Annotated in this window: 15 protein-coding genes; 10 read left to right on the forward strand and 5 right to left on the reverse strand. The window is 38.0% G+C overall.

Annotated elements, in window-relative coordinates; genetic code table 11:
* Positions 1-146: 146 nt before the first annotated feature.
* The 4 genes from IEV27_RS02040 to IEV27_RS02055 all read right to left on the reverse strand — a co-directional run bounded on the left by IEV27_RS02040 (position 147) and on the right by IEV27_RS02055 (position 4,423).
* Positions 147-1,508 (reverse strand): aldehyde dehydrogenase, encoded by a 1,362-nt coding sequence (locus IEV27_RS02040; protein ID WP_188375782.1) that lies wholly within the window; start codon positions 1,506-1,508, stop codon positions 147-149.
* 17 nt (positions 1,509-1,525) lie between these two features.
* On the reverse strand, positions 1,526-2,443 hold the full coding sequence (gene rnz / locus IEV27_RS02045; protein ID WP_188375783.1) for a ribonuclease Z: 918 nt from the start codon (positions 2,441-2,443) through the stop codon (positions 1,526-1,528).
* Between the two features lie 79 nt (positions 2,444-2,522).
* Entirely contained in the window at positions 2,523-3,674 is a 1,152-nt protein-coding gene (locus IEV27_RS02050; protein ID WP_188375784.1) for a glycosyltransferase family 2 protein, read from the reverse strand.
* Positions 3,671-4,423, reverse strand: coding sequence for a glycerophosphodiester phosphodiesterase (locus tag IEV27_RS02055; protein ID WP_188375785.1), 753 nt, complete (start codon positions 4,421-4,423; stop codon positions 3,671-3,673). Before IEV27_RS02055 ends, IEV27_RS02050 begins: the two co-directional genes overlap by 4 nt.
* Positions 4,424-4,502: 79 nt before the next feature.
* Here IEV27_RS02055 and IEV27_RS02060 point away from each other — a divergent pair, with 79 nt between their 5' ends.
* From IEV27_RS02060 to IEV27_RS02080, 5 genes are all read left to right on the forward strand, one after another.
* Positions 4,503-6,119 carry a M20/M25/M40 family metallo-hydrolase gene (locus IEV27_RS02060; RefSeq protein WP_188375786.1) on the forward strand — a complete coding sequence of 539 codons (1,617 nt, stop codon included), beginning with the start codon at positions 4,503-4,505 and terminating at the stop codon, positions 6,117-6,119.
* Positions 6,120-6,228: 109 nt separating this feature from the next.
* Positions 6,229-7,194: an MBL fold metallo-hydrolase gene (locus tag IEV27_RS02065; RefSeq protein WP_188375787.1), complete on the forward strand. Its 966-nt coding sequence runs from the start codon at positions 6,229-6,231 to the stop codon at positions 7,192-7,194.
* 4 nt (positions 7,195-7,198) lie between these two features.
* A complete protein-coding gene (locus IEV27_RS02070; RefSeq protein WP_188375788.1) occupies positions 7,199-7,993 on the forward strand; it encodes an SDR family NAD(P)-dependent oxidoreductase in 795 nt (264 codons plus the stop codon).
* Between the two features lie 71 nt (positions 7,994-8,064).
* On the forward strand, positions 8,065-8,400 hold the full coding sequence (locus IEV27_RS02075; protein WP_188375789.1) for an iron-sulfur cluster biosynthesis family protein: 336 nt from the start codon (positions 8,065-8,067) through the stop codon (positions 8,398-8,400).
* Positions 8,397-8,615 carry a YqkE family protein gene (locus tag IEV27_RS02080; protein WP_188375790.1) on the forward strand — a complete coding sequence of 73 codons (219 nt, stop codon included), beginning with the start codon at positions 8,397-8,399 and terminating at the stop codon, positions 8,613-8,615. Before IEV27_RS02075 ends, IEV27_RS02080 begins: the two co-directional genes overlap by 4 nt.
* Before the next feature lie 225 nt (positions 8,616-8,840).
* On the opposite strand, the gene IEV27_RS02085 is transcribed toward IEV27_RS02080, so the two are convergent.
* Positions 8,841-9,758: an aldo/keto reductase gene (locus tag IEV27_RS02085; RefSeq protein WP_188375791.1), complete on the reverse strand. Its 918-nt coding sequence runs from the start codon at positions 9,756-9,758 to the stop codon at positions 8,841-8,843.
* A gap of 90 nt (positions 9,759-9,848) precedes the next feature.
* Here IEV27_RS02085 and IEV27_RS02090 point away from each other — a divergent pair, with 90 nt between their 5' ends.
* The 5 genes from IEV27_RS02090 to xerD all read left to right on the forward strand — a co-directional run bounded on the left by IEV27_RS02090 (position 9,849) and on the right by xerD (position 13,013).
* Positions 9,849-10,394 (forward strand): NUDIX hydrolase, encoded by a 546-nt coding sequence (locus tag IEV27_RS02090; RefSeq protein ID WP_308808300.1) that lies wholly within the window; start codon positions 9,849-9,851, stop codon positions 10,392-10,394.
* Between the two features lie 123 nt (positions 10,395-10,517).
* On the forward strand, positions 10,518-11,156 hold the full coding sequence (gene spoIIM / locus IEV27_RS02095; protein ID WP_188375793.1) for a stage II sporulation protein M: 639 nt from the start codon (positions 10,518-10,520) through the stop codon (positions 11,154-11,156).
* Between the two features lie 109 nt (positions 11,157-11,265).
* A complete protein-coding gene (gene fur / locus IEV27_RS02100) occupies positions 11,266-11,727 on the forward strand; it encodes a ferric iron uptake transcriptional regulator (RefSeq protein ID WP_188375794.1) in 462 nt (153 codons plus the stop codon).
* 177 nt (positions 11,728-11,904) lie between these two features.
* Positions 11,905-12,123, forward strand: a complete 219-nt coding sequence (locus IEV27_RS02105; protein WP_229734814.1) for a DUF4227 family protein — start codon at positions 11,905-11,907, stop codon at positions 12,121-12,123.
* Positions 12,124-12,128: 5 nt separating this feature from the next.
* Entirely contained in the window at positions 12,129-13,013 is an 885-nt protein-coding gene (xerD, locus tag IEV27_RS02110; RefSeq protein ID WP_188375796.1) for a site-specific tyrosine recombinase XerD, read from the forward strand.
* Positions 13,014-13,031: the final 18 nt, after the last annotated feature.

A 13,031-nucleotide genomic window follows, 5' to 3' on the forward strand; every position in this document is an offset into this window, starting at 1 on the left:
AGGATTCTTTTATAGGGAAACTTTATTCTGTAAGTTTTTTTACCTTAATTGCTTGCGATAGGTAGAGGGGCAAGAAAAAAGCTTGCGGAAAACCAAGGGTTTCTCCACAAGCTGGAGCCCTCTACTAGAAGGAGGGCTTTTTGATTTTATCCTAATAACGTTTTTACAGCTTTTAAACCGAGCTTAGAGCCTGGGTAGCGGAACTTTTGATCGAATTTAGTGGTTTGCTTAGTGATGCTTTTTTCATGAGAAAATGTTTCAAAACTAGCTTTTCCATGGTAATGACCAATTCCACTTTCTCCAACTCCTCCAAAGGGTAGGTGAGGATTTAATATGTGATAAAGCGTATCGTTAATGCAGCCACCTCCAAAGGATATTCTTTCTGTAACTTGCTGCTGGTCTTTTTCGTTCTCACCGAAATAATATAGAGCCAACGGTTTAGGACGGTCGCTTATTTGTTTAATGACTTCATCTAATTCATCATAAGTCAGAATAGGAAGAACAGGTCCGAAAATTTCATCTTGCATCACATGATCTGTCCACGTTACTTGGTCCATGACGGTAGGTTCAATTCTAAGTTGGTTAGAGTCTACACGTCCGCCTACCAAAATGTTACCTTCATCTAAATAACTTGATATTCGGTCGAAGTGAGGACGATTGACGATCTTCACGTAATCTTCATTTAACAAAGATTCTTCCCCGTAAAACTCATAAATATATTTTTTGATTGCTTTAACAAAATCTGCTTTAACCTCATGATGAACGTAAAGATAATCAGGGGCAATGCATGTTTGTCCCGCGTTTATAAATTTACCCCAAGCAATTCGTTTAGCTGCTAAGTCAATGTTAGCATCTCGATGGACTATGGCTGGGCTTTTACCTCCAAGCTCAAGCGTTACAGGAATAAGACGTTTACTAGCTTGTTCCATTACCTTTTTACCTACAGGAACGCTTCCTGTGAAAAATACATAATCCATAGGCTGGTTCAGGAGTTCTTGAGTAACTTCTTTGTCTCCTTCGATAACAGAAATGTAGTGAGCAGGAAAGTACTGTTCGATCATTCTTTTAATCACCCATGATACAGTAGGTGTCAGTTCTGAAGGTTTAATGATAACTGTATTCCCACTTGCGATAGCACCGATGACAGGGGCAATGGCCAGTTGAAGCGGGTAGTTCCACGGTGCGATGATAAGTGTGGTACCATATGGTTCTTTAATAATATAGTTCTTCGAACCCGTGTGAGTTAAAGGCGCTTTCACGCGTACAGGAGCCATCCACTCTTTTAAATGTTTTAGATGATCATCGATCTCTGTTTTTAAAAAAGCAATCTCTGCTGTATAAGCCTCATACTCTGATTTACTTAAGTCGAACTTCAATGCTTGTAATATAGGTTTTTCAAATGTAACTAGCATTTTCTTTAGTTTTTTCAGCTGTTCTTTCCTGAATTCGTAACTTTTTGTGTGTCCTTCTTTGTACCAATCTTTTTGGAGCTTAACTACAGGGTGCATAAAAGTTGGCCTCCTACTTATTTGATTTGATGCTGGTAAAAATCAAAGGCAATCGATGTGCGATCAAAGATGGATTTTGCTTCTCTCTCTAGCTGTTTTACGGCCTCTCCGTGATAACGAGAGGAAATATGGGTGAGAATAAGCTCTTTTACATTGGCTTGTTTAGCTAATTGAGCAGCTTGTTTCACTGTAGAATGAAAGTAATCATGAGCCATTGCTTCTTCCTCACTAGCAAAAGTAGCTTCATGAACAAGCACATCCACTTCCGACAGCTTTTCTTTAAGTTTTGGCAAATAACGCGTATCCCCAAGAATGGCTAGTTTTCTTCCTTTCTTGGGAGGACCTAATACTTCATCCCTATGAATGGTGCGGCCATTTTCTAGGATTGTTTTCTCCTGTTCTTTAATTTCTTGATAAATAGGGCCGGGATGAACACCTAATTCCTTCAGCCGATCTGGAAGCAGTTCTCCAAGCTTGTCTTTTTCTTTAATGAGATAACCGAAACTTTCAAGACCATGTTGCAGTTTAATTGCTTCAACTTCATAATCCTCATCTTCAAATAGAAAGCCTTCTTCTACCTCTTCAATATAAAGAGGGTACTTCAATCGTGTTCCGCTGATACTTAAGCTGATTTCGATATAATCCTTCAATCCGCTGGGACCATAAATCGTTATTGGAGTTTCTCCTCCTTGAAATGAACGACTGCTTAATAAACCGGGTAATCCATATATGTGATCTCCATGTAAGTGTGTAATAAATATTTTTTCAATTCGTCTTGGCCGTATATTAGTGCTTAGTATTTGATGTTGTGTAGCTTCTCCGCAGTCAAATACCCACGTTCTTCCGCTTTTTTCAAGTAATCGAAGGACGAGGGAAGAGACATTGCGTTCTTTTGAAGGTACTCCTGAGCCTGTACCTAAAAAAAATAGCTCCATATATGTTCCCCCTTTCTATCTATCATACCACCGCAATAAAGTAGATACACTTCATTTTATCTTAGAGCTATCAGCTTCTTTATTTTGTATCTTTATAAAATTTCTTTAATTCATCTATAGAATAACGGCTATCACGCCAGCTTATTTCCTTTCGAGTCATTGTTAACAGCAACGCTCTAGAGAGCATGTACACAAATAGAAGGGAAAACAGCGGCCAGCCAACCACTATCCAAATAGGGTAGCGTGTAAAGTGTAAGGTAGAAATTGTATAGGCCATGGTCACGAGGAGCACCGTGATTCCACTGAGCAATTGCTCAGTGCTCGAACCATAAAAAAGATGCCAGAAAGGGAATATTTGAGAAATAATAACTCCTGTAATGGCAAAGCCAGCCATAAAATAAGAATAATTTAAACCAGCGAAGGCATTCTTCTCGAAACCCTTAAAAGCTGCGTTTAAGTTGGGGTACCACTCCACAGTGAGACGCAGAAGAGAAGTAACGAACCTCTGCTTATACCTAGAATTTTTAACAAGTTGACCTAATGCGAGATCATCATCAGGTCGAAGCCGTAATCGTTCGTGACCGCCTACACCTGTATAACACTTTCTTGTGATGAGTTGAAAGGCACCTATGCCAATCCCTTTTTTGGAGGATGTTTTGTTAGCTTCCCACGGTTTATTTAAATAACTAAATCCAAAAAGAAAATAAGAAATGAGGCCTTTTAGGAGAAAAGATGAGGCCTTTAAGTGAGGAGCTACAGTAACATGATCAGCCTCGTGGGTGACCATATAATTAAATGCACGAGCTAAAGCAGTTTTATCAAAAACCACGTCTGCGTCGGTAAACAATAAATAGTTGCTGCGTGCAAGTTTAACTCCTTCATATAAGGCGTAATTTTTTCCCAGCCATCCGTTTGGCAAGCTGGTTATAGTAATTGCTTTAACATTAGAGTGGCGGCTGCTAATGTCGTCAATTATTTGTTTTGTCCGATCGCTAGAACGGTCATTTACGACAATCAGTTCGAGTTCTATGTTTTCTTGAGCAACTATAGAAAGGATTGTGTCTTCAATATGCCTTTCTTCATCTTTTGCCGCAACAATAACAGAAACAAGTTGAGGAGTTTCTTTCATTGGATAATGGTCAATCGATTCTATAGTTTTAAACCCACGTAAGAACTCCACTAGTATCCATATCCAAAAGCCAAGGAGCAGAATGTAGAAGTAAATAATCATAATTGCTCACTCACTTTTTGAAATTTTTTCCGGTACTCCACAGCTTCGTGAGGCACATCTGTGAAAATGCCGTCACAGCCAAGGTTGAAGCATTTTTCCATATAAGAAGGTCGATTAATGGTGTAAACTCTCAAGGACATATCGTTTCTTCGGCAGTTTTTAAGTAACTTTTTATCAAGTAAGCGATACTTAACATGTAAGGATGTGGATCCGTTTTCTTTAGCAAATTTCGCTAAGTTCTGACGTTTTGTCGAAGTTAGAAAAGCTGTTTGAACATTTGGATTTATCTCATGCATTCTTGTAATACTATTTAAGTTAAAACTGGAAATAACAGTTCGATTTAGCATGCGGTGTTTCGCTAATGCTTCGTATACGATGTTTTCAATTTCCTTATATTCGATCACGTTTGTTTTCAGTTCTACATTTAATACCATAGGTTTGAATTTGAACCAGCATAGAAATTCTTCCAATGTTACAATAGAACAATCAGAAAATTTTGTAGAAAACCAGCTTCCTGCATCCAGTTTTTTTATATAATCTAATGTGTACTCTTGAACAAAGCCAGTTCCGTTTGTAGTTCTGCGTACATTTTCGTCGTGAATAAGAACTGGAATTCGGTCTTTAGTCAGCTGGACGTCTATTTCTATGCCGTCAGCTCCGGATTCACTAGCGAGTTGATAGGCAGGCATTGTATTTTCAGGAGCAAGCTTACTCGCTCCTCGATGAGCGTAAATTAGAGTTTTTTTCACACTTTTCACCTCAATTAAAGGTTTAATTCGTTTTGATTGTGGGTGATGAAATAGGAAAAGTCAAAGGGAGTGGTTCTTTATGAGTAAATGGCAAACGAAAGAACAGCTGATCGATTTATTATGTTCATTAGTGGAATACCCTAGTATCACAGGTTCTAATGCTGAGATCGCAATCTTTGAATATTTATATTATATTTTAAGCGATCAGGAATATTATCAAAAACATCCAGAGTACTTAAAGTTACATCCCTTAGAGGATGGACGCCAATTTGTCTCAGCTCTTGTAAAACAAGATGAAGCTAGCGAAACGATTGTTTTAATTTCCCATGCAGACGTAGTGTCGGTCCAGGACTATGGATCATGGGGAAACTTAGCCTTTTACCCTAAAGAGCTTACCCAGGAGTTCCAAAAAAACGTAGATGCATTACCTTCACAGGCAGCTCGGGATTTACAAACGGGTCAGTGGATATTCGGCCGCGGTACGATGGATATGAAGGCTGGCTTAACCGTTCAATTATCATTGTTGGAAAAAGCCATGAATGGAGAATTTAAAGGAAACTTACTGCTTATAGCTGTTCCGGATGAAGAAGTGAATTCTGAAGGAATGCTTGCCGCTCTCCCGGTATTGGATGAATTAAAAGATAAATTTAACCTTACTTATAAAGCAGCCCTTAACGGGGAACCGATGTTTAGTAAGTATCCGGGGGATCCAGCTTACTACCTTTACACGGGATCAATTGGCAAAGCGCTCCCCGGGTTTCTTTGTTACGGGAAAGAAACGCATGCAGGGGAACCGTTTGGCGGATTAAATGCCAACTTAATGATCAGTTACTTAGCAAAGGAATTAGAACTGAATGAAGCTTTTATTGAAGAAGTAGATGGAGAAAAGACCCCCCCTCCGATCAGTCTAATGCAACGAGACTTAAAAGAAGAATATTCAGTTCAAAGTCCCCAAGCTGCTGTAACGATGTATAATGTTCTATACATGAAACAATCCATAGAAGATATTAATAAAAAGTTAATTCAAGCCGCCGAGAGAGCAAAGAAGAATGTTATCGATCATTACTATAAGCAAGCTTCTTTTTATTTAGACGAAAATCAAAAGTCTACCTTTAAACCGAATATTACCGTTTTAACGTACGAACAGCTTTATAAGGCGGCTGTGGACCGTTACGGTAAGGAAGAAGTGAAGAGAAGACAAAACTTATTAATGAAACAAAGGGATCAAGGAGATCGGGATTTTTCTACGTTATTAGTTCAAGATCTTGCAGCTTTATGCAAAGATATAACGCCAATGATGGTGCTTTTTTACAGTCCGCCGTTTTATCCGGCAGTATCATCTAATGACGATCCTTTTATTAAAGAGACTTCACAGTATGCAATGGATTATGCTCGTCAGTCATTTGGCATGGAGTTGCAAACGCAAGAGTACTTTACTGGTTTATCTGATTTAAGTTTCGTTGGTCCAGTATCTACCCAATCTTCCATACAACAGTTAGTCGACCAAATGCCGATCCAAGGAAAGGGATTTAATTTACCATCGAATTTAATGGAGTCCATTACAATGCCTATTATTAACATAGGTCCTTTAGGAAAAGATCCTCATCAGTGGACAGAACGTTTAGAGTTAACTTATAGTTTTGAAAAACTTCCTGTCATTTTAACAAATACTATTCATCATATGTTCCGCTCATAAAACCGCCTCCTGGGCGGTTTTTCTATCTGTCGTATAAACAAATAGGATAATAGGAAAAATCATGCTAGAATGAATAATGAATGACCATTCACTTTTTGGAGGTTATAGAATGAGAACGATTAAGGATACCATTCATCAAATTACCATGCCCACTCCTTATGCTGTAGGAGATGTACATGCCTATTTGTTAGAAGGCGACATGTTAACGTTAATTGATGCGGGAGTGAAAACTGAAGAAGCGTGGCAGGCGATGAAGGGGGAGCTAAAAAAACTTGATGTAACACCTAATGATATTGAACAAATTGTATTAACACACCATCATCCTGATCATATGGGGCTTGTAGAGAATTTTCCTCATCTAAAATCAGTGGCCGGTCATCCTTTAGTGCGTCCATGGTATGAACAAGATGAAGCGTTTTTTATTAGATACGAAGACTTTTTTCAGCAAATGTACACGGAATCAGGTGTACCCGAAGAATTTTTCTATTTACTTAAGAATTTGCGAAAACCATTAAAATGGACATCTTCCGGTAAGCTTAAAGAAGAGTTGGTAGAAGGAGATGTACTCACTGGCCATCCTGAATGGAAGGTGATTGAAACACCCGGCCATGCGCAAAGTCATATCTCCCTTTATAGAGAGAGTGATCAATCTCTAATTGGTGGAGATCATTTGTTGGCTCACATATCATCGAACCCGCTTTTGGAACCTCCGAAGGCTGCAAGTAAACCTCGGCCGCGTCCCTTACTTCAGTACAGAGACTCAATGAAAAAGCTTTTACATTATCATGTAGATACAGTTTATCCTGGTCATGGAGAAGTATTTCTTGAGATGGATGCTTTAATTACACAAAGGCTAAAGAGTCAGGAAGTCAGAGCAGCTAAAGTATTAAGCATGCTGCAAGGGGGAGAGATGACCGCTTATCAAGTTTGTGAAAAGTTATTTCCTAGACACCTACAATCTCAATTCGGCTTAACGATGTCTGAAACGATTGGCCAATTGGATTATTTAGAAGATACCAATCAAATTCGTTTTCATTTCATAGGTGAACAAAAATTTTATTATGTAAACAGGTGATCATATGAAGAAAATTTTAAAAGGAAAAAAGATATTAATTACTGGTGCTTCAAATGGAATTGGAATGTATTTAGCAATTCATGTCGCTGGCCAAGGCGGCGAACCAATCCTTGTATCTCGTTCTATAAACAAGCTGCGTGTTATTAAAGATATGATTGAAAGAAAATATGATGTTCCTGTCCATTGTTACGAAGCAGATTTATCTGACGATAAGATGTGGAAAGACGTTTTACAAACCATTTATACAGAACGAGGCTCTCTAGATGCTCTCATTAACAATGCCGGAATAGGGAAATTTGATGCCGTAAACGAATCAAATTGGAATGATATTAATCAAATGATAAGTGTAAACATTAGAGCTGCGTTCCGCTCCACCTATGAGACATTACCTTACTTAATTGAACAAAGAAGGGGGCATATTATTAATATAGGGTCCCAATCAGGCAAGATGGCTACTCCAAAATCGGCTGTTTATTCAGCCACTAAACATGCCATTATAGGATTCTCTAATGCGCTTAGAATGGAAGCTGAGCCATACGGAGTTTATGTAACCACAGTAAACCTTGGACCTGTAAAAACTAATTTCTTTCAATATGCTGATCCAACAGGTAAGTATGAAAAGGCCGTGCAAAAAATCATGCTTCACCCTAACCGAGTAGCACGTGCAATTGTACAAACGCTGTTCATACCAAAACGTGAAATTAATAGACCTGTTTGGATGGACCTTGGAAGTAAATGTTATCAGCTTTATCCATCTTTATTCGAAACCTTGTTAAGATCTCAATTTAACAAAAAATAGGGACAAACTCAGCATGAGGATTGATTTGCCTATTTACCTTATTTATGATGGAAACATGAAGAGGTGATAAGATGAAGCTAACGATCACAGAAGCAGCATGGGAACAATTAAATTTGTTAATGGATGAATGTCACACTACACTTAGGCTTTATTACGATACTGAAGGATTAGGATGTGGAGTTAATGGACAACCTACGATCCGCTTAGTCGATACAAATAAGAGAGAAGCCGATCAAGAAGTGGAGAATGAACATCTCCCTGTTATTATTGACCATCAACAAGCCATTTTTTTTAGAAAAGAAATGAAGCTTGATCTTGTAAAAGGGACATTTCGCTTATCAAGTCCTGAAGGGATATTAAATCCGATTATTCCAACAGGAACTGTGAAAAACGAGGTGGCACTATGAAAAATAAAAATAAAGGATCATTGTCCGAACAATTAAATGGAGACTTGCTTAAGCAGCTGCAAGATAAAAAATCAACGTTAAAACAACAAGAAAAAGAAAGAGAAGAGAAAGAGCGGCAAAAAAAGGTGAAGGAAAGAGAAGAACGAGAGGCGAATAAAAGCTTCGAAGAGTTATTAAATGAAAGTGAATTGGACTGGAAAAAATTCAAAAGATAGGCTTTGTTTTCAGTGTAAATATTTTTCAGTAAATAAAGAAGAGTTCCGTTGGGTGGTGAAACGAGTCGCTTTCGGTGGGCGTATGATGAGCCTGCTATGGCTTTTTTTGAGCCCCTTTCTCGACACAAAAATATTGGAACGTCCTGCCGTGATCTGGAAATAACAATACCAACGTTTTAAACAGTTAAACGATAAAAAAAACGCCCAGCTGAGTGGGCGTTTTTATTACCGGTGTTTTTGATAGGTTAATGATTTAGTTAACGTTTGAATTTCTCCAAATATTTGTTCTGTTAGCGGGGCAGCCTCCAGGTAGCTAAGATTTTCTTCCAACTGATCTAATGAACTCGCCCCAAACACTGCAGTGGCTACAGTAGTGTGATGAAGAATATATTGTAAGGCTAAGGCTTCCAGGGTTCTCTCATCGCTTTCATAATCTTTCCATTTATCGATGGTTGCAAGCAGTTCTTCATAGCTATAGTCTAAGAATCCATCTTTTCCTTTTTGGTTCACTTTCTCCTGTCCTTTAGAGGATAACATTCCTTTCGCCAAGGGTCCTCGAGCTAATACGCTAATATTGTTTTCTTCAAGAAATCCCAATAGTTCTTCAGGGCGACGGTCAAAAGCACTATATTGCATCATCACTGTTGCTATGTTTGACTTTTTAACAAATTCCCTTATGACATTCGGGCGAATGGAGGAAATGCCGTATTCCCTAATTAATCCTTCCGATTTTAATTCTTCAAAAGCTTCAATTGTTTCATCAATAGGATCATCAATCGTGCCTCCGTGAAGTTGATAGAGGTCAATATAATCAATACCTAAGCGCTGTAGACTGTCTTTTACAGTGCTTTTTATATGAGACTTAGATGGGTCCCATGTCCATCCTTCTTGTCCCGGGGTGAATTTATTACCAGCTTTTGTGCCGATGAGAATATCTTCGCGTCGCCCTTTGATGGCCTCTCCGACAATTCGCTCGTTCTCCCCAAAATCATAAAGATCGGCTGTATCTAAATAATTAATTCCTGCATTTAATGCTCGGTCAATAATTTCTTTGGCCTTATTAGGATCCTTGCCGAGTGACATACACCCAAGACTCAATTCTGAAATATATAAATCCGTATGACCAATTTGTCTTTTATTCATCTAATCTTCCTTTCGTTATATAATCATCATTCTATTATTTACTCTCTCTATGATAAACTATCGATAGATGAAAAGAGAGGATGAATGTTTGTGCGTAAATTTGAAGAAGTAACTACAGAATCGAAAGAAATATTTAAAGGGAAGATTGTTCACTTAAAAGTAGACACAGTTACTTTACCCGATGGGAATACATCTAAACGAGAGATCATTAAACATCCTGGAGCTGTAGCAGTTATTGCTCAAAAAGAAGACGGAAAAATTATATTTGTAGAACAATATCGTAAAGCGCTGGAAAAGAGCGTGGTGGAGATTCCCGCAGGAAAGCTGGAAGAAGGGGAAGATCCGCTCGTAACGGCAAAACGAGAATTAGAAGAAGAAACGGGCTATACGACAGATAACCTACAGTTAATTAATAGCTTCTACACCTCACCCGGATTTGCTGATGAACTTGTTAATGTGTATTTCACAGATCAATTAACGAAATTAGAGCATAATGTGGCAGGGGATGAAGATGAATTTGTCGAGTTAATGGAGCTCACATTAGAAGAAGCCGAACAGCTTGAAAAAGAACAACGAATACATGATGCTAAAACATCTTATGCTTTACTCTATTTAAAAATAAGAGGGTTGAAATAAAAGCAATATATAGAAACTAAGAGACCGTAATCTTGCGTTAAGAAATCTCTCTTTCTTGGTCTACTTTTCCTTCTCCGCTCATAGAGTACTTATAGATCGATGATGAGAAAGGATGAAGAGTAGATGCAGCGTGGCGTAAGAATGGTAAAAAGTGACTTTAACAACCATATAAGCATCTTCGTTTTTATATTTGTATTGTTTATTATGGGCATGGTATTTGGTGCCATAATCGTGAACAGTATGAATTTTGTACAGAAAGAGGATCTATTCTTTTATCTAAAACAGTTCTTTGAACAAATGGTAGACCGAAGCAATCCAGATAAGACAGCTTTATTAAAAGATAGTATTCTTTACCATGTAAAATACATGCTCTTACTGTTCCTATTAGGCATTTCGATTGTAGGTATGCCAATTATAACCGTGTTGTTATTTATTAAGGGACTAGTGGTCGGTTTTTCAGTAGGGTTTCTCGTTAATCAGATGGGATGGTATGGTTTGCTGCTTTCCTCAGCTTCTATAGCTCCTCAAAATTTAATTATTATCCCTGTTTATTTATTAGCTGGAGCCTTAGCTTTACTTTTCTCACTAACGTTGTGTAAGCAACTATTTATAAAAAGGGTTCATCAACCTATTTTGCAAGCTTTTGCAAAATACAGCCTGTTATTTGGTGCGCTGCTGCTCATTTTAGTTACGGCTTCGTTGATAGAAGTATTTATCGCTCACCCTTTATTAGAGGTAGCTGTGAAATGGATATACAAATAAAAGTGTTAAATTATAATGATTATCATTAACACTTTATAATTATTTTAATTTGACACTGTTTCCTTCTCTGCTTATAATTAAAATGGAATTACGAGGGAGGGACGACGAGATGGAACATCGTTTGGAACGGATTAAAAAGCAATTACATTCCCAGAGTTATAAACTGACACCGCAGCGAGAAGCTACTGTAAGAGTTCTTTTGGAAAATGAGGCCGACCATTTAAGTGCCGAAGATGTTTACCTCCTCGTAAAAGAGAAAGCACCTGAAATTGGCCTGGCTACAGTATATCGTACATTAGAATTATTATCAGAGCTTAAAGTTGTTGATAAAATTAACTTCGGAGATGGCGTATCTCGTTATGATTTACGTAAAGAGGGTGCTGAACATTTTCATCACCACCTTGTTTGCACTGAATGCGGATCCGTAGAAGAAATTGAAGAAGATTTGCTAGGTGATGTTGAGAAACTAGTGGAAAATCAGTGGGGATTCCAAGTTAAGGATCACCGATTAACCTTTCATGGGGTTTGTAAAGTTTGTCAAAAAGCTGCAGTTGCGAATAGCTCCAATTAAACATTGATGATCGTAAAACCGTTATGAATCTAGTATTCGTGACGGTTTTATTAGTTGATAGGTTTCTATTTACAAATGTATAGAAATCGTTTATGTTAATTTTAGAAACGTAATTTGTATGTATACTCGTATGATTTTTAGACATATCCTGTATAAATAAAGTTTATGGAGGAGCTTATGTCTAAAAATAACACACAATTTAAAGAGATTGTGAAGGTTTTAATTATATTTACAATATGTACAAGTGTATTTTATGTAGCTCTGCGCGTCATTCACGATCAGCACGAAAGAAGTCATCGGTACGACCCACCTGAAGGTGCAGCGGTCAAGGTAATGAATCCTATGGGGTCAGATTGGTCGAATCGCTTATCGATTTTCTTTCAATTAGGAGAGTAGACGGAATGAAATTTGCCTTGGAAGATTTTTTTCATTATTTAACTGTAGAGCGGGGGCTGTCCCAAAATACCATTCATTCTTATAAGAGAGATTTAAATCAATACCATTTATTTTTACAAGAATTGAATGTAGAAGATTGGGATGAAGTGTCGCGGACTCATATTATGAAGTATTTGCATGCATTAAATGATAAAGGACGGTCTTCGGCCACTGTGGCTCGGTTTTTATCTTCGATTCGCCTTTATCATCAATTTCTGGTTCGCGAAAAAATTACAAACCAAGACCCGAGCCTACATATCGAAACGCCAAAAAAAGAACGAAAGCTGCCCAAAGTCTTATCTTCAGATGATGTAGACAAGCTGTTAAATTTACCGGCTAAAGATCCTTTAACGTATAGAAATAAAGCGATGCTTGAAATACTATATGCTACAGGATTGCGCGTCACTGAACTTATTACATTAAAAGTTAGTGATCTACATTTAACGATGGGTTTTGTACGATGCATGGGGAAAGGGTCTAAAGAAAGAATTATTCCGCTAGGGGATCTAGCTAAAGAGGCGCTTGAAGCCTACCTCAATGGTCCTAGAGCACAACTAGTCAAGCAAAAGCAAACGGAAGAATTATTTGTGAATCAACACGGTTCTCGTTTATCGAGACAAGGGTTTTGGAAGATATTGAAAGCGGTTGCTAGGCAGGCGGGAGTGACAAAGGAAATTACACCGCACACGCTGAGACACTCTTTTGCAACGCATTTACTGGAAAATGGAGCAGATTTAAGAGCTGTGCAAGAGATGCTGGGACATGCTGATATATCTACGACCCAAGTTTATACCCATGTTACTAAAACTCGATTGAAAGATGTCTATCGCTCGTATCATCCGAGGGCGTAGTCTCTTTTTGTTTTTAGT

The organism is Halobacillus andaensis (assembly GCF_014636475.1).
GTDB lineage: Bacteria > Bacillota > Bacilli > Bacillales > Halobacillaceae > Halobacillus_A > Halobacillus_A andaensis.